This window comes from Roseateles sp. GW821-FHT03B02 (genome assembly GCF_059421025.1).
The window spans coordinates 110,293-132,853 of the sequence record NZ_JBWKUV010000005.1; the positions used below are offsets into that span (position 1 = coordinate 110,293).

Annotated in this window: 17 protein-coding genes; 15 read left to right on the plus strand and 2 right to left on the minus strand. The window is 61.9% G+C overall.

From position 1 onward, the window contains the following. The first annotated feature begins 46 nt into the window (after positions 1-46). From prsK to AC07VX_RS15270, 5 genes are all read left to right on the plus strand, one after another. The gene (gene prsK / locus AC07VX_RS15250) at positions 47-2,200 is read left to right on the plus strand and encodes an XrtA/PEP-CTERM system histidine kinase PrsK (RefSeq protein ID WP_495122015.1); all 2,154 of its coding nucleotides are present in this window, start codon (positions 47-49) and stop codon (positions 2,198-2,200) included. Next, positions 2,197-3,558, plus strand: a complete 1,362-nt coding sequence (prsR, locus tag AC07VX_RS15255) for a PEP-CTERM-box response regulator transcription factor (RefSeq protein ID WP_493166508.1) — start codon at positions 2,197-2,199, stop codon at positions 3,556-3,558. The genes prsK and prsR overlap by 4 nt, the downstream gene beginning before the upstream one ends. Further along, positions 3,555-6,344 carry an XrtA/PEP-CTERM system TPR-repeat protein PrsT gene (gene prsT / locus AC07VX_RS15260; protein WP_493166507.1) on the plus strand — a complete coding sequence of 930 codons (2,790 nt, stop codon included), beginning with the start codon at positions 3,555-3,557 and terminating at the stop codon, positions 6,342-6,344. The genes prsR and prsT overlap by 4 nt, the downstream gene beginning before the upstream one ends. Before the next feature lie 60 nt (positions 6,345-6,404). Continuing rightward, complete coding sequence (locus AC07VX_RS15265; protein ID WP_493166506.1) at positions 6,405-7,694, plus strand: GNAT family N-acetyltransferase; 1,290 nt, start codon at positions 6,405-6,407, stop codon at positions 7,692-7,694. A 134-nt stretch (positions 7,695-7,828) separates the two neighbouring features. Then, the gene (locus AC07VX_RS15270) at positions 7,829-8,500 is read left to right on the plus strand and encodes a S1C family serine protease (protein ID WP_493166505.1); all 672 of its coding nucleotides are present in this window, start codon (positions 7,829-7,831) and stop codon (positions 8,498-8,500) included. 139 nt (positions 8,501-8,639) lie between these two features. Here the strand turns inward: AC07VX_RS15270 and AC07VX_RS15275 are convergent, their stop codons facing one another. Beyond that, positions 8,640-8,888: a hypothetical protein gene (locus AC07VX_RS15275; RefSeq protein WP_493166504.1), complete on the minus strand. Its 249-nt coding sequence runs from the start codon at positions 8,886-8,888 to the stop codon at positions 8,640-8,642. Between the two features lie 154 nt (positions 8,889-9,042). After that, entirely contained in the window at positions 9,043-9,828 is a 786-nt protein-coding gene (locus AC07VX_RS15280; RefSeq protein WP_493166503.1) for a PEP-CTERM sorting domain-containing protein, read from the minus strand. A gap of 219 nt (positions 9,829-10,047) precedes the next feature. Between AC07VX_RS15280 and AC07VX_RS15285 the strand changes: the two genes are divergently transcribed. The 10 genes from AC07VX_RS15285 (at position 10,048) to xrtA (ending at position 22,561) form a co-directional block, all read left to right on the plus strand. Continuing rightward, entirely contained in the window at positions 10,048-11,634 is a 1,587-nt protein-coding gene (locus tag AC07VX_RS15285) for an FAD-binding oxidoreductase (protein ID WP_493166502.1), read from the plus strand. A 274-nt stretch (positions 11,635-11,908) separates the two neighbouring features. Then, positions 11,909-12,505: an XrtA/PEP-CTERM system exopolysaccharide export protein gene (locus AC07VX_RS15290; RefSeq protein WP_493166612.1), complete on the plus strand. Its 597-nt coding sequence runs from the start codon at positions 11,909-11,911 to the stop codon at positions 12,503-12,505. 66 nt (positions 12,506-12,571) lie between these two features. Then, complete coding sequence (locus AC07VX_RS15295; protein WP_493166501.1) at positions 12,572-14,164, plus strand: XrtA system polysaccharide chain length determinant; 1,593 nt, start codon at positions 12,572-12,574, stop codon at positions 14,162-14,164. A 1-nt stretch (position 14,165) separates the two neighbouring features. Next, complete coding sequence (locus AC07VX_RS15300) at positions 14,166-15,149, plus strand: XrtA-associated tyrosine autokinase (RefSeq protein ID WP_493166500.1); 984 nt, start codon at positions 14,166-14,168, stop codon at positions 15,147-15,149. Further along, the gene (locus tag AC07VX_RS15305; protein WP_493166499.1) at positions 15,121-16,677 is read left to right on the plus strand and encodes a TIGR03016 family PEP-CTERM system-associated outer membrane protein; all 1,557 of its coding nucleotides are present in this window, start codon (positions 15,121-15,123) and stop codon (positions 16,675-16,677) included. The genes AC07VX_RS15300 and AC07VX_RS15305 overlap by 29 nt, the downstream gene beginning before the upstream one ends. Positions 16,678-16,760: 83 nt before the next feature. Next, complete coding sequence (locus AC07VX_RS15310; RefSeq protein ID WP_493166498.1) at positions 16,761-17,858, plus strand: XrtA/PEP-CTERM system-associated ATPase; 1,098 nt, start codon at positions 16,761-16,763, stop codon at positions 17,856-17,858. Positions 17,859-17,868: 10 nt separating this feature from the next. Further along, a complete protein-coding gene (locus tag AC07VX_RS15315) occupies positions 17,869-18,762 on the plus strand; it encodes an XrtA system polysaccharide deacetylase (RefSeq protein WP_493166497.1) in 894 nt (297 codons plus the stop codon). After that, positions 18,763-19,812 (plus strand): FemAB family XrtA/PEP-CTERM system-associated protein, encoded by a 1,050-nt coding sequence (locus tag AC07VX_RS15320; RefSeq protein WP_493166496.1) that lies wholly within the window; start codon positions 18,763-18,765, stop codon positions 19,810-19,812. A 2-nt stretch (positions 19,813-19,814) separates the two neighbouring features. Further along, positions 19,815-21,008 carry a TIGR03087 family PEP-CTERM/XrtA system glycosyltransferase gene (locus AC07VX_RS15325; protein WP_493166495.1) on the plus strand — a complete coding sequence of 398 codons (1,194 nt, stop codon included), beginning with the start codon at positions 19,815-19,817 and terminating at the stop codon, positions 21,006-21,008. Further along, the gene (gene xrtA, locus AC07VX_RS15330; RefSeq protein WP_493166494.1) at positions 21,005-22,561 is read left to right on the plus strand and encodes an exosortase A; all 1,557 of its coding nucleotides are present in this window, start codon (positions 21,005-21,007) and stop codon (positions 22,559-22,561) included. Before AC07VX_RS15325 ends, xrtA begins: the two co-directional genes overlap by 4 nt.

The window sequence follows — 22,561 nt, forward strand, 5'->3', positions numbered from 1 at the left end:
CGTAAGCGCCGATGCTCGCTGCCGCTGAGGCATGCTTGAATCACGCATGTCTCTTGCTGCTGAATTGGACCCTGCACCGAGCGCAATGATTGAGGTGCTCGCGCCTTTCCTCAGCCTGAGCAGCCTTGGCGATCTGACCTGCGCGCTGGCCTATGGGCTGTTTGCGCTTTATTTCGCGCAACGACTCTTGCGTGGTGGCCTGCCTGTCACTGCCCTGGCGCTCGTGTTCCTGGCGGCCCTGGCCAGCAGCGCGGTCTGGGCCGGTGCTGCCTTGGCGGATGGGTTGAGGCATTGGTCCGACCGCTTGCCGACCTGGGTCGTCCCCACCCTGGATTTGCTGCGCTTTGCGCTCTGGTTTGCTTTCATGCTGCTGCTGCTGCCGCCACCTCGGCGTGGCGCCGGTTTGGGCTGGATGCGGCCGCTTGCCGCTTTCGCGGTGGTGGGCCAGTCCTGGTTGATCCTGTCTGCCGAGAGCCTGCCTTCAGGCAACCTTGCACGACCTCAGGCCTTTGCCGCGCTTGGCATCGCGGTGCTGGGGCTGGTTCTTGTCGAGCAGATGCTGCGAAACGCAACGGGTGACGCACGTTGGAATGCCAAACCGGTGAGCCTGGGCCTTGGGGCCATCTTCGTTTTTGACATGTTCATCGCCTCCCAGGCCGCGCTGTTCCAGCGCTTTGATGGTGATGCCATCAGTGTGCGCTCCCTGGTTCACGCAGCAGCCGTGCCGCTGCTCTATGTGGCGTCCCGGCGGCATGCGGACTGGCTGGGCAGGCTGCATGTCTCGCGTGCGGCGGTCTTTCATTCCGCGACGCTCTTGCTTGTGGGTGTCTACCTGCTCCTTGTGGCGGGTGTCGGGTACTACGTTCGCTACACGGGTGGCCATTGGGGGCGGGCCCTGTCGGTGGCGCTGGTTTTCGTGGCGTTGGTAGCTCTGGCCCTGCTGGTCGCTTCGGGCTCGATGCGCTCACGGCTGCGGGTCTACATCAGCAAGAACTTCTTCAGCTACCGCTATGACTACCGTGAGGAATGGTTGCGCTTCACGCAGTTGCTGTCCAGCAGTAGCGAGGACCAGCGCACTGCTGAGACCGTCGTGCGGGCGCTTGCCAACCTGGTCGAGAGTCCCAGCGGCATGTTGTGGATGCAGCGCTCGGCGGGCAGCGACTTTGTGCAGACGGCGCGTTGGAACCTGCCGGCTCAGGCCGGCAGCGAGGCGCGCAATGGTGCCTTGGCCAGGTTCTGGCAGGAGCGGGCCTGGATCATCGACCTGGACGAGTGGCGGGCACGGCACGAAGCCTATCCAGGGCTGGAATTGCCTGCCTGGCTGACGGACGAACCGCGCTGCTGGCTGCTGGTGCCGCTGCTGGTGCGCGAAGCGCTGATCGGCTTCGTCGTGCTGGGCCGGCCGCGGGCCGTCGTTGAGCTGAACTGGGAAGTGCGCGATCTGCTGCGTACCGCCGCAAGCCAGGCCTCCGGTTTTCTAGACCAGGCACAGTCCACGGAGGCACTGCTCGAAGCCCGCAAGTTCGACGCTTTCAACCGCATGTCTGCATTCGTCGTGCACGACCTGAAGAACATCGTCACCCAGCTCTCGCTGATGATGAAGAACGCCAAGCGCCTGCGCGACAACCCCGAGTTCCAGCAAGACATGCTGGACACCGTCGAGAACTCACTCGAGAAGATGCGCCAGCTGATGCTGCAGTTGCGAGAGGGCGACAAGCCTCATGGCGTGACCAGCGGCGTTGATCTGGAGCAGATAGCGAAGCGGCTCGCGGCCGCAGCATCCAGCAAGGGCAGGGTGCTGGAGCTGGTGTTGCAGCCAGGGGTCAGTACGCGTGGGCACGCGGAGCGTGTTGAGCGCGTGCTGGGTCACGTCGTGCAGAACGCCTTCGACGCGACGCCGATCAGCGGTCGGGTTTGTCTGATGCTGGATGCCCAGGGCAGCCAGGCCCGCGTGCGGGTTGAGGACAGTGGGTGCGGCATGAGTGAGGATTTCATACAGAATCGTCTCTTCAAGCCGTTTCAGACCACCAAGGCCAGCGGCATGGGCATAGGGGCCCACGAGAGCTATCAATATGTGCAGGAACTGGGAGGCAAGATCAGCGTGCAGAGCGAATTGAACCGGGGGACTACCGTGACCCTGTTGCTCCCCTTGTTCCATGCGCAGGCCGATATGTCGCTGGCAGCGGCCGACATCCCATGAGCACGCCTCGTCACGCACCGCTGCTGATCGTCGAAGACGATCTCGCCCTGCAGAAACAACTCAAATGGTCGCTTGATCGTTTCGAGTCGGTCACGGCCGACGATGTCGCCAGTGCGGTTCTGCAATTCCGCCGCAACAGCCCGGCCGTTGTGACGATGGATCTCGGTCTGCCGCCGGACCGGGACTCGGTCTCCGAGGGATTCAAGTGCCTTGAGCGGCTGCTGGAGCTTGACCCGGCCGTCAAGGTCATCGTCCTGACCGGGCAGAACGACCAGGACAATGCGCTGAGGGCCATCCGCATGGGGGCTTACGACTTTCTCGCCAAGCCGGTCGACCCCGACGTGCTGGGTCTGACCGTCGAGCGTGCCTACCGCCTTTATGAGCTGCAGCAGGAGAACCGGCGGCTGCAGATGCAGCAGAGCAGCGATGTCTTCTCGGGCCTCATCACGCGCGACCCTGGCATGCAGCGCGTCTGCCGCATGATCGAGAAGGTGGCGCCCAGTGATGCCACCGTGCTGCTGCTGGGCGAGAGCGGTACCGGCAAGGAGGTGCTGGCCCAGGGGCTGCACGACGCCTCCAAACGCAAGGGCCGCTTCGTCGCCATCAACTGTGCAGCCATCCCAGAGACGCTGCTGGAGAGCGAGCTCTTCGGCTACGAGAAGGGGGCCTTCACCGGCGCGACCAAGTCCACTCTAGGCAAGATCGAGACGGCCAACGGCGGCACGCTGATGCTGGACGAGATCGGCGACCTGCCGATGCCCTTGCAGGCCAAGCTGCTGCGCTTTCTGCAGGAGCGGGTCATCGAGCGCGTGGGCGGCCGCCAGGAGATTCCGATCGACGTGCGGGTCGTTGGGGCCACCCATCAGGACCTCAAGGCGCGTATCGCCGACGGTCGTTTCCGTGAGGATCTTTACTACCGCCTCGCGGAGATCGTTGTCGAGATTCCGCCGCTTCGTGAGCGAATGGGGGATCCCGTGCTGCTGTCGCACGCATTTGTCCGTCGATTCGCGACCGAGATGCGGCGCCCGGTACCCACGATGGCCGATGATGCCGTCAGGGCGCTGGAGGCGCATCGCTGGCCCGGCAATGTGCGTGAACTGCAGAACATGCTCAAGCGTGCAGTGATCATGTGCGAGGACGATCGCATCACCTCACTGGACCTGGGACTGAGGGCCGGGCCCACGCCATCTGACGACAGCGCAACGATGGACTTGCGAACAGTGCGAGAGAACGCCGAGCGCCAGGCCGTCATCACGGCGCTGGCGCGCACCGACGGCAATATCGTCCGCGCGGCTGAACTGCTCGGCATCAGCCGCCCGACCCTTTACGACATGATGAACCGGTTGCAGATCAAATGAGGAACTACAAGGTGAGCTTCACTTCTGTCCGCGTTGCCGGTGCCGTCCTCGCCGCGTCGGCACTGCTTGTGGGCTGCTTCGACCAGTCGGCCGCGCAGCTTGTCGAATCGGGCAAGGAACGCATGCAGAAGAAGGAGTACAAGGCTGCTTCGATCGAATTTAAGAACGCCCTGCAGAAGGACGGCTCTATGGTCGAAGCGCGTTTCCTGCTGGGCAAGGCGTTGCTTGAGACCGGAGATGTTTCAGGTGCTTGGGTGGAGTTTTCTAAGGTTAGGGAAACTGGATACAACGCCGATGAGCTGGTGCCCCCAATGGCGGCTGCGTTGATTTTGCAGGGGCAAACAGAAAAGTTTCTTAGCGAATATGCAGACGTAGAGCTGAAATCACCCAAGAGTCAGGCCGAGCTAAAGGCGGCATTGGCCACGGTCTATGGCAGCAAGGGAAAATATGTTCAGGCAAGGGCGGCGGCAGATGCTGCACTGCAGGCTGATCCGACAAATATCGTCGCACAACTGGCTGTTGCTAGATTGTTGATGCTCTCAGGCGATAAGGCTGATGCTTTCGCAAAGATCGAGGAATCGCTGAAGGCTCATCCAGAGTCTGGCCATCCTTGGATGGCGCGTGCGGAAGCTCTTCAGGCCTCAGGTGCTGATATGGCCGAAATCATGACTGCTTATCAAGAGTCATTGAAGCGTGATCCGAGTAATTTGCAGGCTCATATTGGTGCATTCAATCTTCTTTGGAGGCAGCATGACACGGCTGGGATGGAGCGGCAACTTAAAGAACTGCGCAAGGCACTTCCGACAAGTCCTTATGTGCATTTCTTTAGTGCGGGTCTAGCGCTTGAAAATAGGGACCTCAAGGCTGCCCGGGACAGCGCGCAGCAGTTATTGAGAGTCATGCCAGATAGTCCAAGTTTCTTGCAATTGGCAGGTACGATTGAATACGAGCGAGGTGCATATCAACAAGCCGCGGCGCATTTTGGCAAGGCATTGAATAATACGCCGTCGCCGATTACGGTCAGGACTTTGCTTGCGCGTTCTTTCCTGCGGGCAGGTGATTCTCGAAAGGCTTTGGCGATTCTGCAGCCGTTGCTGGATGCCAAGACGCCCCCACCCGCAGCCGTCTATTCAGTTGCTGCTGGCGCATATTTGCAGGTTGGCGATGCGACCAATGCAAAGAAGATGTATGAAGCGTTGCATAAGCTTGATCCCACTGACAGTCAAGGTCGGACCGCGCTGGCACTGGTTGATCTGGATGAAGGTAAAACTGAACGAGCAATGTCTGAATTGCGGGCTGTTGCCGCAAGCGACCAGGGCGTTCAGGCGGAAGTCGTCATGTTAATGACGTACCTTCGTGCCAACCAGTTGGATCAAGCGTACAAAGTGGTCCAGGAGCTTGAACGCAAGCAGCCCAGCCAGCCCATTGCACCTTACTTCAAGGCGCGCATCGAGATGATGCAAGGGCAGCTGGGTAAAGCTCGCGAAGATCTTGAACTGGCAGTCAAGCGGTCAGCAAGCTATCTGCCTGCTGTTAGCAGTTTGGCCGAACTTGATCGACAAGCCGGAAAGCCGGAACTGGCGGTAGCCCGGTATGAAAAATTGGTTGCGGCTGAGCCCAAGTCGGTGGAAGCCTTGATGGGGTTGATCAGTGCTCGCGTTTTTGCTGGCGCTAAGTCTGATGACACGCGGGCGCAATTGGAGGCAGCTGTAAGTCAATTCCCAGAAGCTGAGACCCTTCAGTTGGCGCTTGCCGACCATTTGATGGGGCGCAGGGAATATAAGCAGGTGTCGCAACTCGTAAAAGGCTGGCTTGTCCGTTCGCCAGAAAATCCGAAACTGCATGAAGTGCAAGGGCTGGCTGAGTCGGCTGCCGGAGAATATAATCAAGCAGTGCAGAGCTTTTTGAGGGCGGCAGCATTTCAGCCAAATTCTATCGCCCCTCTGATGCGCGTCGTTGATGTGCATTTGCTGCGCGGGGACTCGCCGGCTGCAATTGGGCAACTGAAGAAGGTTTTGGCCATGAAGCCGGGGTATGCACCCGCAGCCGCCGCAATGGCCACTCTGTTGCTGCGTATTGGAAAATCCGATGAGGCTGTGATGTTGGCCAAAGAGCAGCAATCACTGAGCCCTGCGGATCCAATGGGTTGGGTCATGGAGGGCGACATATTCTTCTCTAAAGGTATGCGACCTGCGGCTATATCGTCTTATCGCACGGCATTGAGCAAGAAGCCAGTGAGCGAGGTGGCGATCAAGCTGCATCGTGTGCTGAGGGATGCATCGCAAGCTGCGGATGCTGATAAGTTAGCAAAAGAATGGCTTGCCAATCGGCCTGCGGATCCGATCTTTAATTTTTATCTAGGGGATGCAGCGCTGGAGAGTAGAGAATTTGACAAGGCGGAAAGTTATTATCGCAAAGTATTGGAAGTGCGACCAAACGACGCTGCAGCGTTGAACAATGTAGCGTGGCTGCTTAACCGTGCGGGCAAGGCCGAGGCCATGCAGTTCGCGGACAGGGCGCTTCTTGCCGCACCCAACAGTCCGGCATTGATGGACACGGCTGCTGAAATTCATGCAGCTGCAGGCAGGATCGACAAAGCGCTTGGCCTGCAACTGCGCGCCGTGGAAATCGACCCCAAGCAAGCGACTCATCGCCTGCATCTCGCGCAATATCTAATCAAGGCCAATAAGAAATCGGAAGCTCGTGCTGAGTTGGAGCAATTGCGTCAGCTCGGTAATGGGTTTGCAGCGCAGGAAGAGGTGCAGAAAATGCTATCGACGCTCTGACCTTTTTGAAGTCCCCGATCGAGGCCTTGCGTCCACTTTGAATTCATTCCGGTAAGCTGTATGCGAGTTAAGCAGGCGAATTTCCGCAAGCGTATTCATCAATGGATGCGGCGTGCCTTTGCCTATCTACCGCAGCACACTAGGTTTGGCATCTATCGCAGCATGATCGACTGCGATCCGGCACCTGATGCCCGGCTAGAGCTCAAGGTCGCTGAGACCCGCGAAGAACTAGAAGATTGCTTTCGTATCCTTCACGATGCCTACGTAGCCAGTGGCTTCATGAAACCGGCGCCGTCGGGGTTGCGCGTGACCATGTACCACGCGTTGCCCACGACGACGACGCTTTGCGCTAAATACGACGGCCGCGTTGTGGGTACCATGTCGATGATCCGCGAGGGCGTATTCGGATTTCCGCTACAAGCTGTCTTCGATCTCAGTGACGTGCGTGCGAAGCAAGGCCAGATCGCCGAGATCTCGGCATTGGCTGTTCACCCGGACTTCCGAAAAACGGGCGGGGCCATATTGTTCCCGCTCATGAAGTTCATGTACGAGTATTGCACTGAGTACTTCGATACTCGTCATCTTGTAATCGCAGTCAATCCCGACAAGATCGAACTATACGAATCGCTACTGTTCTTCGAGCGCCTGCAGGAGAACGTCGTGGACAAGTATGACTTTGCTAATGGCGCTCCGGCTGTTGGTGCCGCGCTGGACCTGCCCGCCGCCAAGGAAGTCTTCCGCCGCGTTTATGGCAAGCGCAAAGAACGCAAAAATCTGCATCACTACTTCGTCACGCTGAAGCTACCCAACATCAAGTTGCCCAAGCGCCGCTATTTCACCACTAACGATCCGGTGCTGACGCCGACTATCCTCGACTATTTCTTCAACCAGCGCAGTCAGGTATTCGATTCACTTGACGATCGCCGCAAGGCGTTACTGTGGTCCATCTATGACCAGCCAGAGTTTCGCGCCGTGCTGCCAATGATGAGCATGTCGGATACGAGCTTTCACCATCCGATGCGGCGTCACCAGCGGTTCTCGCTGCGCTGCCCGGCCGAGCTTCGGCTGCGGATGAAGGAAGGCGGTGATCGCTCCATTGTGATGACTGTTATCGAGATCTCGCTGTCGGGTTTCCAGGCCCAGTCCAAGTTGGATATCCCGATAGGCTCGGAGGGTTCAGTTAGGGTGGAACTCGGTATTCAGGAAAAGGCGACGCTAGACGTTAAGGTAATGCGGCATCACCACAGCGATACCGGCGAGTTCTATGGTTTCAAGCTGGAGGAGTCCGATGAAGTCTGGCGCCGCGCTGTAAGCGCCCTCGAGACTGAGTATGTATCGGGAGACTTGTGAACGCCGGACGCCGAGGGCTGCTTTTCGTGGTGGCAAGCCTGGTGTGTTCGGGCTCCGTTGCTCAGGTTCAGTCGTTGCCTGATCTTGTCGCGCGGGCTAAACGTTCAGTTGTACTAGTCGGCAGCTACGGTTTGATGGACAACCCGCGTTTCGGTTTCCGCGGAACCGGGTTTGTCGTCGCCGATGGGATGCATGTGCTGACCAATGCCCATGTCGTGCCGGAGCTAACGCCGGATCGCATCGACCGCAGCATTGCTGTGCAGGTGTGGACGCCTGAGTCGCAGTGGCTTATGCGCAGCGCCAAGCTCATAAGCGTAGATGCAGAGCACGACCTCGCGTTGCTGCAGATGGAAGGGGCTGCCGTTCCGACCTTACGGCTAGCCGCGAAGGAATCGCCAGAAGGCGCTGCCATCGCGCTGATAGGTTTCCCTATCGGAGGTGCTTTGGGTTATTCGCACGTAACACACCGCGGCATCGTGTCCGCTCGCACGGCCATAGTGCCGCCGGCTGCAGGCACGCGGGGGCTGAGTGAACGGGCGGTTCGTCAACTGCGGCAGGGACCGTTCGAAGTTTTGCAGCTTGACGCCACGGCATACCCCGGCAACAGCGGCGGCCCAGTAATCGATGTCGAGACCGGCGAGGTCGTTGGAGTGGTGAGCATGGTGCTCGTCAAGGGCACCAAAGAGGCGGCATTGAGCGCGCCCAGTGGTATCAGCTATGCGATTCCCGTCCGAGAGGCGAGGGCCCTGCTGGAGAAGTGCATTGGCCCCATGAAGACCTGCTCAGGTGCTGCCGCGGAAAGGTAGACGCCATGAGCATGTTGATTGACGAAGAAATCATCTCCTAATCGGGGAGCGGGAGGTCTCGGCAATCCCAGCCTCCCAAATCAGGAGCCGGATGAACAAGCTGCTGGAAGAACGTCACAGCCAGTCCCGGCGGGGCGTACTAGGGCGTGTTTAGCGACACCTGAGCCAGCTGGCCCGACGCAGACTGATGCCGTTTTGGCACCCGGACATAGTCCAGAGGCTTGCAGCCTCGGCGCCGCAGATCCAAAAGCCACTTTATTGCGGCAATGCCCTGCAAGGTCGCCTTGTCCTGGCCGAGGTCCGCCAGGAGTTTCTGCAACCGAGCGTTCTCGTCCTGCAACTGCTTGTGCTCGCGCGCCTGGCCGAGATCCAGGCGGTCATCGTGCATCACAGGGGTCAAGATCGACGTTTCCAATAGAAAACACCCCGGAAACATACGTCACCGAGGTGTTCGGGGCAAACTTCAACTATCGGCTACTGCCCATCCAACCTCTTGCCGCGGTTGCGAGATCAGGAGTTATGGAGGAAGGTAGCCAATCAGCTTACTTGGCGCGGCGGCGGCGAGCCACGGCGCCTGCACCGGCGAGGGCGAGGCCGACCAGCGCCAGAGACGCGGGCTCAGGCAGTGGCGACGCGACCAGCACACCGGACCAGGCATTGTTTTGCAGCGTACCGGAGAACAGCTTCGTCTGCAGAGCGGCGGCGGTGTCGTTGTAATTGGAGCTGAGCGTCAGCGTCCAATTGGTCTTGTCGTCAGTTGCGTCGCAAATCGAGCTCAGACCGCTAGTGGCCATATCGCAAGCCGTACCGATGATGGTCATCGATACCGTGGAGCCATTGCCGCTAGAAACGACCGAGAAGGGAGAGCCAACGATGTTGCCCTGATAGAGGTAGGTCGCGGTAAAGGACCAGGTGGTCTTGCCGTCAAACTTCAGGAAGTCGGCGACCGACGTCAGAGTGGCAAGCGGGAAGGCATTGCCCAAGGCCAACGGGAAGAATGTCGGGTCAGCCATATCGCGAATGCGACCGCCGGGCTGAACCAGATCGGTCAAGAACGAGCCGTTGATCGTTGCGGCAACGTTGAACTGGCCATCTGTCGTGGCGCCGCCCGTGGGCTGCGGGTTCAGATTGCAGCCAGGGCACGTCGGCAGCGGAGTCACGACGCTGGTCGTGCCGTCGTTGTTCCAGTCGATGTAGCCGGGGACCAGCTTCACTTGACCGACGGTCAGGTTGACAGTGCCGATGATCGGAGTTGCCATCGAGGCGATCGGGGCCGCGAAAACTGTCGCGACAGCCAGTGCCTTAATCCACTTGGAGAGCTTGCTCATTTGAATCTCCTTGATTCACTTGCTAGAAGTTGGGGCGCGGCCCCGGACGACGAGTTAAAAGCAGGTAGCGTGCCAACTTCGGAAGATGTCTAAGGAAATCCTTTTGGAACAACGGGTTGCGACATGTTTTTGCCTGCGGTCGGGGCGGGCTTGGGGCGGCAAGAACGCTGGCTGTAAAGTCTGCCGACACTGGTTGTCGACGCGAATAGAGGAGGTGGTGTGAGCCAATCGATGAATGGGCAGGGCGCCGGGCGGCGCGGCACGGCCAATGTGACGGGGTGGGATCGTGGGGAGCAGGAGTGCTGGCGGCCGCTGTCGGTCGACGACGTCAGGGCTTGCGTTGACCGTGCGAGGCGGGAGGGGCGCGCCCTTTATCCGCTTTCCACCGGTTTGAATTGGGGGTACGGCTCGGCCGCATCCCCGCAGCCTGGCGCGGTGCTACTCGACCTCAGCGGCATGAACCGAATTCGTAACGCGGCCGACATATCGTCGTCGCGGCCGGTTGCGGTGATAGAGCCTGGCGTAACCCAGGGGCAGTTGCAGGAGTTCCTTCGGACGTCCTGTCCCGAACTCAGCTTCAATGTCACCGGCTCATGCGTTGACTCCAGCATCCTGGGAAATGCGCTGGATCGCGGTGTCGGCTACCTGGGCCCGCGTCGAGAGGATGTCTTTGGCCTGGAGGTCGTGACAGGGCGCGGTGATTTGCTGAAGACCGGCTTTCGGCGCCTCGGCGAGGCGTCCCCGCTCTCCCATACCCATCCCTATGGTCTGGGGCCCATGCTGGATGGGTTGTTCTTCCAGGGGAACTTTGGTGTTGTGACCAGCGCCTGCTTCAAGTTGCTGCCAAGGCCCGAGCGGTCCGTCGCCGTTTCCCTGGCTTTGCGAGACAACTCGGCGCTGCCCGTGTTCCTGGACGGATTGGCGCAGTTGAAGCGCCTGGGGGTCATGAGTGGTGTGACCCATGTTGGCAATCAGGCCCGGACGCGAGCGAGCATGATGTCCGGTATCAGTCAGTATCTGCAGTCTGCGTGCGGACTGGAAGGGGGCGCCTTGAAAGAAGCGGCTGACCGCGCGTTGGCCACGGTGGCGCCCTATGAGTGGACCAGTCTTGGCGGGGTGTCGGGTAGCGCGGCGCAAGTCCGGGCGGCCGTTGCGGAGATCAGGCGTTTGATGGGGCGCATTGCGAAGCTGACTGTCGTTGACGATGCCAAGTTGGCGGCAGGATTTCGCGTGCTGCACCCTTTGCGCAAACTCTGGCCTTGGGCGCGCGCCAATGCTGCCGCGATTGCTGCGATTCAGCCTCTGCAGGGTCTGGCGGATGGTCGTCCGACAGACGCCGCGATATCAAATCTGCTTTGGCGATTCGGTCAGCCGCAGTCGCCGGCCCGGGCTCTGGATGATTCCAGTTGCGGCCTGATTTTCGTGAATCCAGCATTGCCCATGGATGGGCAGGCGGTGGTGGGGGTTGTCGATGGCATGAAGGCGGAGGCAGCCAGATTCGGCCACGAGCTCTACATCACACTGAATATCGAGACAACGACTTCTTTTGTCGCTGTCGCCAATCTGTTGTTCGACCGTGGTGACTCGGCGGCCGTCCGGAATGCGCATGCCTGCGCACATGCGCTTTGGCAATATTTACGCTCGCGTGGCCTGGAGGTGTACAGGGCGCGGGCGGACATGATGGAGGAGCTTGTCGATCCCGCTGATCCGTTCTGGCGCACGGCGTGGGAGCTCAAATCAGTTTTCGATCCGGACAACGTGATTGCTCCCGGTCGCTACAACCTGCCCGGCGCGCCCCGCAACTGAGTGGATTGTTGCCCTCGCCGCCGTGTGAAAGTCCTCGCCAGGCTGTCCAAGCCCCCGATTCAGGTTGCCTGTGGCGGGGGAGGCCTATGGCATCATTCCAAGGCTTTGGCCCTCGCGTTGCGAGAGGTGTGCTGCCCCCCGTTGAGGGGTTTTTGACGAACAGACCGCTAGAGGACTTGCCTTGGACACCATTCATGCTTCGAACAACGGCGCTGAGCAATTGATGTCCGCCCGGTTGGCCGCCAGAGCAGCTCGGAGCGCTGTGGCCGCCAGGATGGGGCGGGTCATCGCTTCGATGGTGATCGTATTGGCGGCCGGTTGCGCCAGCACCAGCCATCCGCCGGCGCCGCCTTCGGTTGCCAGCGACGATTACAGCTACATCATCGGTGCCGGCGATAGCCTCAACATTCAAGTGTGGCGCAATCCCGAGTTGTCCATGTCTGTGCCTGTTCGTCCCGACGGCAAGATTGCTGCCCCGCTGGTCGACGAGATAGTCGTGCAAGGCAAGACGTCAGTTCAGGTGGCGCGTGAAGTTGAAAAGCAGCTTGGCAAATACGTCCGGGATCCGGTCGTGACCGTGATTGTCACCAGCTTTGTCGGCCCCTACAGCGAGCAGATCCGCGTCGTCGGCGAGGCTGCAAAGCCGCAGTTCCTGCCCTACAAGCAGAAGATGACGGTGCTTGACGTGATGATCGCCGTTGGCGGCCTGACGGACTTTGCTTCTGGGAACAGCGCCACCATTCTGCGCACTGCCGAGGGCAACAAGCAGTATTCGGTGCGGCTGAAGGATCTGATCAAGCGGGGCGATGTTTCGGCCAACGTCGAGATGCGCCCGGGCGACATTCTCATCATTCCTCAGAGCCTGTTCTGAACTGAAGGGGAGGAATAGGCCAGCGGCCAACCCTCCTTGCAATAGCCTTAACTGAGACTGTTCCCCATGGAATTGCTGATTGCTCAGCTCCTGATCATCGTCCGGCGGATGTGGAAATATCGCTGGGTCGGCTTGGTCGTCGCCTGGGTGGCTGGCGTGGTCGGCGCCGTGGTGGTGTTTGTGCTGCCCGACCGTTACGAGGCCAGTGCCCGCATCTATGTGGACACCCAGTCCATCTTGAAGCCGCTGATGTCCGGCTTGGCCGTGCAACCCAACGTTGAGCAGCAGGTGACGATGTTGAGTCGCACGCTGATCAGTCGGCCCAATGTCGAGAAGCTGGTGCGCATGGCTGACCTGGACCTGAAGAATCAGTCCAAGGCCCAGCAGGAGGCCACCATCGAGACGGTGACGAGCAATCTGTCCATCCAGAGTAGTGGCCGCGACAACCTGTACATCCTCGGCTATCGCGACAGCGATCCCGAGACAGCCAAGCGCGTCGTTCAGGCCTTGGTGTCGATCTTCGTCGAATCCAGCCTAGGCCAGACCCGCCAGGGTACTTCGACGGCAACCACCTTCATCAACGAGCAGATCAAGTCCTACGAGGCCAAGCTGGAAGAGGCTGAGACGCGGCTGAAGGAGTTCAGGCTCAAGAACCTGTCGAACATGTCAGGCGACGGCAAGGACTCCGCATCGCGTATCGCTGAACTCAGCTCGCAATTGGAGCGGGCCCGTCTCGAGTACCGTGAAGCGATCAACGCGCGGGACGCGGCCAAGGCGCAGCTTGAGGCTGAGAAGTCCCGCGGTGGTTCTCAAACTACCACGCAGAGCCTGATGCAGGAGTCTGCCGCGAACATCAGCACACCCGAGCTGGATGCACGGCTGGCCGAGCATCGACGCAACCTCGACGCGCTGCTGCAGCGCTACACCGACCAGCATCCGGACATCATCACGACACGCAAGCTGATCAAGGATCTGGAGGAACAAAGGAAGCGTGAGATCGCAGAATTGCGCAAGGCGGCCATGAACGTACCCACGGTTGGGGTCGGGCAGAGCGCTGGTGGCAACATGGCCGTGCAGGAGTTGGTCCGAATCGTCGCGACGACGGAAGTGCAAGTCGCGTCTCTCAAGGCCCGTGTCGACGAATACACGGGCCGGTATGCCCAGGCGCTCTCAGCCATGAAGACGGCGCCGCAGGTTGAGGCCGAGGCTGCTCAATTGAATCGCGACTATGCGATCCACAAGCGCAACTATGAGGATCTGGTGCAGAGACGCGAGCAGGCTTCCATTTCTGGTGAGCTTGACGTGGCGTCCGGTGTGGCCGACTTCCGCGTCATTGACCCGCCACGTGCCAACCCCAAGCCTGTTGCGCCTAACCGCTTGCTGTTGCTGGCGGGTGCGATGGCGGGCGCACTGGGCATAGGGGTGTTCACGACGTTTGCGGCAAGCCAGCTTCGTCCGGTCTTCCATGATGCAAACGATCTGCGCGCTCGGGTGGAGTTGCCGATTCTTGGCGTCGTGACCCGTCTGGTGACGGACGCCGACCGTGCGAGACAGCGGGTGGAGCTGGTTCGTTTTTCCGCGGGGGCCGGAGGGTTGCTGGCAATGTTTGCCGTCGCATTGACGGTGTTGGCTGTGCAACTTAGCCGGCAGGTGGTTTGACATGACAAGCCTGATTGAACAAGCCGCGCAGCGGCTCGAACAACTGCGCCAGGCCGGCGTGGTGCTGCCGGGTGACGAGCAGGTTTCTCAGCCCGCAGCCGCACCTGCGATCGCGCCTGCCATTCCGGCCACACCAATCGTGGTGACGCCCCCAGATGCGGCGTCTCCTGCCGTGGGCATCTCCATACAAGACGACGGACACCATCCCTCGTCCAAGCGTGTCGAGCTGGATGTCGTTGCGCTGGCGGCTCAGGGCTTTCTGATGCCTCATACGCCGCGTTCGCAGACAGGTGATCAGTACCGCGTCATCAAGCGGCCGCTGATCAAGAACGCGATGGGCAAGGGCGCCGCGACGATCAACCATGCCAACCTGCTGATGGTGACCAGCGCTCTGGCCGGGGAGGGCAAGAGCTTCACGTCGATCAATCTGGCACTCAGCATTGCGGCGGAACTCGACAACACCGTGATGCTGGTCGATGCCGACGTGGCCCGGCCTTCGGTGTTGCGCATGCTGGGGCTTCCGCAAGGTCCTGGATTGCTGGACGTGCTGGAAGAGCGCGCCGAGATGGCCGAGGTTCTGCTGCGAACGAACGTCGAGAAGCTGACGATCCTTCCTAGTGGTACACCGCATCCACGAGCCACGGAATTGCTGGCCAGTGATGCCATGCGGCAACTGCTGGACAACATGGCCAAGCGCTATCCGGACCGCATCATCATCTTCGATTCGCCGCCGTTGCTGCTGACGACCGAGTCCCGGGTGCTGGCCTCGCACATGGGTCAGATCGTCATCGTCGTGCATGCCGAGAAGACGGCTCAGAGCGCCGTCCAGCAGGCGTTGGCGACCATCGAGAACTGCCCGGTCAAGATGATGCTTCTAAATCAGGCCAGCCCCAATGCCGCAGGTGGCTATGGGTATGGCTATGGGTACGGGTACGGTTACGGCTACGGCTACGGCTATGGCAGCAATGACTCGGCTCAGACCTGAGTCGCGCCATCTGCTCCTGGTCCTTGCCGTCATCGCGGCGACGGCCCATGCCCAGGAGGGCGACGGTGCAGGCTCGACCAGCGGATCGGGCATACAGCCGCGGCTCGGATTTTCCCTGGCTTGGACTGACAACCTCCGGCTCAGCGATCACAACAAGGATGCGGCTCTGATCACCACGGTCTCGCCCGGGATCAGCATCGCGCGCAAAAGCGGTTCGCTGCGGGGGACCCTGGACTACACGCTAAACGGCATCTCCTACCTGAAGTCCAACTACGGCTCCCAGGTGCAGAACTCGCTGAGCGCCACCGCCCAGGCCGAGGTCGTTCCGCGCACCTTCTTCATCGACGCGCAGGCCAACATCGGCCAGCAGAACGCGTCGGCCTTCGGCTTGCAGGCGGCGCCCACGCTGGGGTCACAGGGCTCGGTGTCGGCGCTGGACAACCCCAATCGCCGCGAGACTGGTACTCTGACCGTGTCGCCGCTGCTGCATGGTCAGCTCGGCAGTCTGGCAAGCCTCGACTTGCGCGGCAACTTCTCCATGACCGAGGTGCGTGGCAGCGCTCTGGGCGACAGCCATGGCGGTGGCGGGTCCCTGCGCGTGGCCCAGCTCAATGCCGGCCTGCTGAGCTGGTATTTTCAATTGATGACGCAGCAGGTCCGGCCCAAGAGTGCGCTGTCCAACCGCAGCAGCTCCGCGACCGCGGGACTGCAATTTCGACCTGATCCTGACCTGTTTTTCAGCGCAGACGCGGGCAAGGAGCGCAACGACTACCTCAGCCGCAGCGGCGGCGAGCAGAACGGCTTCACCGGAGGGGTGACGGCCGAATGGACGCCCACGCCGCGTACCCGCATCAGTGGAAACTGGCAGAAGCATGCCTACGGCGACGGCCATGGCCTGAGCTTCGAGCACCGCATGCGCAATTCGGTCTGGCGCTTCTCGGACTCCCGAAACGTCACGCTGGGCAATACCGGAGCAGCGGGCGGCGTGCGCACCATCTACGACCTGTTCTTCCTGATGTATGCCTCGCAGGAGCCCGATCCGATCAAGCGAGACATCATGGTGCGTGGCATTCTGCAGTCGCTGGGTCTGTCGCCGGATGCTCCGGCTTCCGCGGGCTTCCTGTCTGCTGGCCCGAGCCAACTGCGCAACCAGATCTTGAGCTTCGCGTTGCAGGGCGTGCGCAGCAATGTGACCGCCACCGTCGGCCGCACCACCACCACCCGCCTGGGCGAGAGTCTGAATCAAGGCGACCTCGCCAACAACGGACGCATCGAGCAGCGCTCCTACTCGTTGTCGGGCAGCTATCAGCTGTCGCCGGTCTCGGGCATTTCGATTACAGCCTCGCGCCAGGAGACCGTCGGCGACGCGAACAGCCGGCGCGCGCAGTTGACCACCTTGGCTACCAACTGGAACACCCGCCTGGGGAATCGCCTGAGCGTGCAGCTCGGTGCGCGCCACAGCCGCTTTGAAGGTGTCACGCCGTATTCCGAGAATGCGGCCTACGCCAACCTGACCCAACAGTTCTGAAATGAAAGAGCCCCCACGCCCGTGCTGCTCGCATCCCCCCGAGGTGATGCGTTCGTGGCCCGCTGCCCCGGGGCGCCACTGACATGTACGAAGCCTTCTACGGCCTGAGCAGCAAGCCCTTTCAGCTCAGCCCGGACCCGAACTTCTACTACGGCAGCAAACAGCACCGTCGGGCCAAGGCCTACCTGGACTACGGCGTGCTGCGCAATGACGGCTTCATCGTCATTACCGGCGAGATCGGTGCCGGCAAGACGACGCTGCTGCGTGGCCTGCTGGACAGCCTGAACCGCAGCAACGTCGTCATCGGCAATGTCGTCACGACGCAGCTCGACGCGGAAGACACGCTGCGCATGGTGGGCGCTGCTTTCGGCGTGCGTGTGAAGGACGCACCCAAGTCCGAACTGCTGATGACGCTGGAGGCCTTCTTCGTCAACCAGGTCACCCAGGGCAAGCGCTGCCTGCTCATCGTCGACGAGGCGCAGAACCTCACGCCCCGCGCGGTCGAGGAGTTGCGCATGCTGTCCAACTTTCAGTTCGCCAACCAGTCGCTGCTTCAGACCTTCCTGGTCGGCCAGCCCGAATTCCGCGGCATCCTGCAGAAGCCCGAGATGGAGCAGTTCCGCCAGCGCGTCGCTGCGACTTGCCACATCGGCCCGCTGGACGAGGACGAGACTCAGCGCTACATGGAGCACCGCCTGAAGTGCGCGGGCTCCAGCGGCAAGCCCACTTTCGACCACGACGCCTTCCCGGCCATCCACAAAGCCAGCAACGGCATCCCGCGCCGTATCAACCGCCTGTGCGACCGCCTGCTGCTGCTGGGCTTCATGCAGGGGCGCAGCCACCTGACGCTTGCCGACGTGAAAGAAGTGCTGCGCGACATCGCCCAGGAAAGCGAGACGCCCCGGCAAAGCGACGTCAGTCCTCTGGACAGCGTGCCCGCCAAGCTACCGGACAGCCGCCCGGGCGCATTGGACAGCGCACCCGGTGCGTTGGACGTTTCCAAGCTGAAGCTGAGCGTCGCGGAAGTCGAGGGGCTCTCTACCGAGATTGCCGCACTCAGTGCCGACCATCACACTGACCGTCTGCAGCGCCTGGAGCGAAGCATGATGCGGCTGGAGCGCATCAACCTGCAGACGCTGGCGCTGCTGCAGAAACTGGTTGACGCCGTCAAGCAGCATTGAGGTCCTTGTCATGCTGATGCCCACCAAGACTCCGGCCCTGCGAAATGCGATGAGCATCGACGTGGAGGACTACTTCCAGGTCTCGGCCTTCGCGCCCTACATCCGCCGCGAGGACTGGAACGGCCTGGAATGTCGCGTCGAGCGCAACATCGAACGCATCCTGGCGCTGCTGGCCGACAAGCGGGTGAAGGCCACCTTCTTCACGCTGGGCTGGATCGCCGAACGCTATCCGCAGGTCGTCAAGGCCATCGTGGCCGGCGGCCACGAACTGGCCAGCCATGGCTTCGGCCACGAGCGTGCCAGCGACCTCAGCCCGGCGGCGTTCCTGGACGACATCACGCGCGCCAAGAAGCTGCTGGAAGATCTCGGCGGAGTGCCCGTCGTCGGCTATCGCGCGCCGAGCTTTTCCATCGGCAAGGGCAACCTCTGGGCCTTCGACACGCTGCGCGAGGCCGGTTACCGCTATTCGTCCAGCGTCTACCCCATTGCCCACGATCACTACGGCATGCCCGACTCGCCGCGCTTCGCCTACCCGGTGCGCGAGGGCCTGCTGGAGATTCCGGTGACGACCGTGCGCATGGGCTCGCGCAACCTGCCCAGCAGCGGCGGCGGCTACTTCCGCCTGCTGCCTTATGCGCTGTCGCGCTGGATGATTCGCCGCGTCAACGAGATCGACGGCGAGCCTGCGGTCTTCTACTTCCATCCCTGGGAGATCGACAGCGAGCAGCCGCGCGTGCCCGGTATCGACGCCAAGACGCGCTTCCGCCATTACGTCAACATCCCCCGCACCCATGGCCGCATCGCGCGCCTGCTGGATGACTTTCGCTGGGGCCGGATGGACGAGATCTTCCTCGGCCGCGAGGCCAGCCCGCGCGCTGCGGCGCCCTCGCTGAGTCCGGCCTGAATGAGCTCCCCCCTTCGCATTGCGCGCCTCGCCGCGCAAGACAAAGCCTTGTCCGCGCGGTGGGATGAGTTCGTCTTCGCCCACCCGCAGGCGACCTTCTTCCACCGCAGCGGTTGGCTGCGTGTCATTGAGTCCGTATTCGGCCACCGGGGCTTCTTCCTGTATGCCGAGCGCGATGGCATCATCGAGGGCGTGTTGCCGCTGGCCGAGGTCAAGAGTCGGCTGTTCGGTCATTCGATCTCGAGCCTGCCGTTTGGCGTTTACGGCGGCGTCGCCGCGCTGAACGACGAGGCCGTCGCGGCGCTCGAGGCCGAGGCCGAGAAGATCGCGAGAGGGCAGGGCGCCGAACACCTCGAATACCGCAACCTCGGCCCCACCCGACACGTCGACTGGCCGCGCCAGGACCTCTACGTGACCTTTCGCAAGGAGATCCTGGCGGACGAGGAAGCGAACATGCTTGCCATCCCGCGCAAGCAGCGGGCGATGGTGCGCAAGGGCATCAAGAATGAGCTCAAGGCCGAGATCGATGCGAACGTCGACCGCTTCTTCGACCTCTATGCCGACAACGTGCATCGCCACGGCACGCCGGCCATGCCCAAGAAGTACTTCCAGGCTCTGCTGGACGAGTTTGGCCCGGACGCCGAGGTGCTGACCGTCACCGCCCCCAATGGCAAGCCGCTGTCCACCGTGCTGACCTTCTACTTCCGCGACGAGTGCCTGCCCTACTACGCCGGTGACGACGAGGCCGCTCGCGACCTTGCTGCCAACGACTTCAAGTACTGGGAGCTGATGCGCCGCGCATGCGCGCGTGGTCTCAAGGTCTTCGACTACGGCCGCAGCAAGCAGGGCACCGGGCCCTATGCCTTCAAGAAGAACTGGGGCTTCGAGCCGCAGCCGCTGAGCTACGAATACCGGCTGTTCAAGCGCGACGCGATTCCCCAGAACAATCCGAACAACCCCAAGTACCAACTCATGATCAAGGCCTGGCGCAAGCTGCCCATCGGCTTTGCGAACTGGCTGGGGCCGTTCATTGTCAAGAACCTGGGCTGAGGATGAGGATCCTCTACCTCGTCCATCGCCTGCCATACCCGCCCAACAAGGGCGACAAGGTGCGCTCCTACCACCTGCTCAAGCATCTGGCAGCACGGCACGAGGTGCATCTGGGCACGTTTCTCGACGACCCCGACGACGAGCAGCACCTGCCGCGGGTGCGTGAGCTTTGCAGGAGCGCGCATGTTGCCCGCCTGAACCCGCGCTCGGCCAAATTGCTGAGCCTGCGTGGCCTGCTCAGCGGCGAAGCGCTCAGCCTGCCGTATTACCGTAATGCCGGCCTGCAGGCATGGGTGGACGAGACGGCGGCCCGCGTCGGGTTCGACGCAGTCGTCGTGTTCAGCGGCGTGATGGCCCAGTACACCCGTGTCCTGAAGAATGTGAAGACGCTGGTGGACTTCGTCGATGTCGACTCCGCCAAGTGGCGCGACTACGCACCTGAGCACCCCTGGCCCATGTCCTGGCTCTACCGCCGCGAGTTCGCCAAGCTGCTGGGATTCGAGCAGCGCGTGGCCGACGACGCGGCCTGCAGCTTCTTCGTCACTGACAACGAGGTGGGGCTGTTCCGCGAACTGAGCCCGGGCCGCGACCTGCGTCTGGCCGCCTTGGGCAACGGGGTCGATGCCGACTTCTTCACGCCGGACCCGAGCCGTGCGAGCCCGTTCACGAAGGATGAACTGCCGCTGGTGTTCACTGGCGCCATGGACTACTGGCCCAACGTCGATGCAGTGACCTGGTTCACCAACGACATCCTGCCTGCGCTGCGCGAACGCTTCCCGTCCCTGCGTTTTCATATCGTCGGCCGCAGCCCGACGCCGGCGGTGCAAGCCCTGGCGGGCGACGCCGTCAATGTGACCGGCACCGTGCCCGACGTGCGCCCCTATCTACAGCACGCAGCCGCTGTCGTCGCTCCGCTACGGCTTGCGCGAGGTATCCAGAACAAGGTGCTGGAGGCCATGGCCATGGCGCGGCCCGTCGTCGCGGCCGGCACCTGTGTGCGCGCCATCGCGGCCGAAGCGCAGGCTGGCCTGCAGCCCGCGGAGACCGAATCCAACTATGTCGAGCGACTCAGCGCGCTGCTGGCGGATTCCGAGTCCGCCGATGTCGCCGGCCGCGCCGCTCGCGATTTCGTGCTCGGTGCCTACAGCTGGGATGCCCATCTGGCCGGTCTGGACCGTCACCTGGAAGTCGCATGATCGATCTGCCCAAGCCCTGGCGCTTGCCGCTGCTTGCCCTGGCCCTGGCCTGGGGGCTGCTCGTGGCGCTCTATTTCGCCACCGGCGCGGCAATGGTCGAGATCTGGAACCGCTCCGAGACCTTTGCCCATGCCTGGGTGGTGCCGCCGATCTCGGCGTGGCTGGTCTGGCGCATGCGCGGCGAGCTGGCGCCGATGGCACCACGGCCCGCGCCGCTGTGGCTGCTGGCATTGCTGCCGCTGGGCCTGTTGTGGCTGGTCGGTGATCTGGCTGCGGCGAACTCGGCGACCCAGTTTGCAATGCTTGGCATGGGCGTCGCCCTGGTGCCGGCGCTGCTGGGCACGGCTGTGGCGGGCCGCTTGGCTTTCCCGCTGGGTTTTCTGTTCTTTGCCGTTCCCTTCGGCGACTTCCTGACGCCCTGGCTGGTGGAGCGGACGGCCGACTTCACCGTCGTCGCGGTACGCGCCTCGGGCATCCCCGTGTTCCGCGAGGGTACGCAGTTCATCATTCCCTCGGGGTCATGGTCCGTTGTGCAGGCCTGCAGCGGCATTCGCTACCTGATGGCTTCGGTAATGGTGGGTACCTTGTTTGCCTATCTGAACTACCGCACGAACAAGAAGCGCTGGGTCTTTGTCGGCGTGGCCATCGTCACACCGCTGGTGGCCAACTGGCTGCGTGCCTACATGATCGTCATGCTTGGCCATCTGTCAGGCAACAAACTGGCCGTCGGCGTGGATCACATCATCTATGGCTGGGTGTTCTTCGGCATCATCATGATGGGGATGTTCATGATCGGCGCGCGATGGGCCGACCCGGACATCCAGCCGCAGCAGGGCTCGGCGCGCGGCGCGGAGCTGCCGTCCCCTCCGTCTCGAATCGCCGCGGTGCTGTTCGCCGCCATGCTCTTGCTCTGCCTGCCAACCGGCCTGCACACCCAGGCCGCACGTCTCGGAGCCCATGGCAAGCCCAGTCTCTTGGTGCCTGCGCTGCCCGGCGAAACCTGGGTGGCGCAGCCTCTTAGCGGCTGGAAGCCCCAGTTCAGCAATCCGGCGGCGTCGCTGCACGGGCAATTCAAGCCGGACGCAGGAGGTGCGCCGGTGGGGGTCTTCATCGGCTACTACCGGGACCAACACTACGGCCGTCAGCTCGTCACCTCGATCAACGGCCTCACCAGTGACGATGAAGGCTATGTGTGGTCGCGCACAGTCGAAGGCATGGGCGAGGTCGACTCGCAGGCCTGGCGCACGGCCGAATTGCGAGGCCAGATGCTGAGCCAGGTGTCGGGCGGGAGCACGGCTCCTCGGCTACGCGTCTGGCACCTCTACTGGATCAACGGCAAGCCGTTCATCCGTGACTGGCAGGCCAAGCTCTACGGGGCGTGGATGCGCCTGATCGGACAAGGAGATGACGCTGCGGTCGTCATCGTCTACGCAGACAAGGAAGCTGCGGGGACAGACGACGCGCTGCTGCGCAACTTTCTGCACAGACATTGGGCTGCGCTGGACACCGCTTTGCGGGACGTCCGCGACCGCGATGCCAAGCGCAAGCAGTGA

Bases quoted from the DNA above. Each gene is read 5' to 3' on its own strand.
- prsK (WP_495122015.1), top strand. From the start codon at position 47: ATGTCTCTTGCTGCTGAATTGGACCCTGCACCGAGCGCAATGATTGAG.
- prsR (WP_493166508.1), top strand. From the start codon at position 2,197: ATGAGCACGCCTCGTCACGCACCGCTGCTGATCGTCGAAGACGATCTC.
- prsT (WP_493166507.1), top strand. From the start codon at position 3,555: ATGAGGAACTACAAGGTGAGCTTCACTTCTGTCCGCGTTGCCGGTGCC.
- AC07VX_RS15265 (WP_493166506.1), top strand. From the start codon at position 6,405: ATGCGAGTTAAGCAGGCGAATTTCCGCAAGCGTATTCATCAATGGATG.
- AC07VX_RS15270 (WP_493166505.1), top strand. From the start codon at position 7,829: ATGGACAACCCGCGTTTCGGTTTCCGCGGAACCGGGTTTGTCGTCGCC.
- AC07VX_RS15275 (WP_493166504.1), bottom strand. From the start codon at position 8,888: ATGCACGATGACCGCCTGGATCTCGGCCAGGCGCGCGAGCACAAGCAG.
- AC07VX_RS15280 (WP_493166503.1), bottom strand. From the start codon at position 9,828: ATGAGCAAGCTCTCCAAGTGGATTAAGGCACTGGCTGTCGCGACAGTT.
- AC07VX_RS15290 (WP_493166612.1), top strand. From the start codon at position 11,909: ATGGGGCGGGTCATCGCTTCGATGGTGATCGTATTGGCGGCCGGTTGC.
- AC07VX_RS15295 (WP_493166501.1), top strand. From the start codon at position 12,572: ATGGAATTGCTGATTGCTCAGCTCCTGATCATCGTCCGGCGGATGTGG.
- AC07VX_RS15300 (WP_493166500.1), top strand. From the start codon at position 14,166: ATGACAAGCCTGATTGAACAAGCCGCGCAGCGGCTCGAACAACTGCGC.
- AC07VX_RS15305 (WP_493166499.1), top strand. From the start codon at position 15,121: ATGGCAGCAATGACTCGGCTCAGACCTGAGTCGCGCCATCTGCTCCTG.
- AC07VX_RS15310 (WP_493166498.1), top strand. From the start codon at position 16,761: ATGTACGAAGCCTTCTACGGCCTGAGCAGCAAGCCCTTTCAGCTCAGC.
- AC07VX_RS15315 (WP_493166497.1), top strand. From the start codon at position 17,869: ATGCTGATGCCCACCAAGACTCCGGCCCTGCGAAATGCGATGAGCATC.
- AC07VX_RS15320 (WP_493166496.1), top strand. From the start codon at position 18,763: ATGAGCTCCCCCCTTCGCATTGCGCGCCTCGCCGCGCAAGACAAAGCC.
- AC07VX_RS15325 (WP_493166495.1), top strand. From the start codon at position 19,815: ATGAGGATCCTCTACCTCGTCCATCGCCTGCCATACCCGCCCAACAAG.
- xrtA (WP_493166494.1), top strand. From the start codon at position 21,005: ATGATCGATCTGCCCAAGCCCTGGCGCTTGCCGCTGCTTGCCCTGGCC.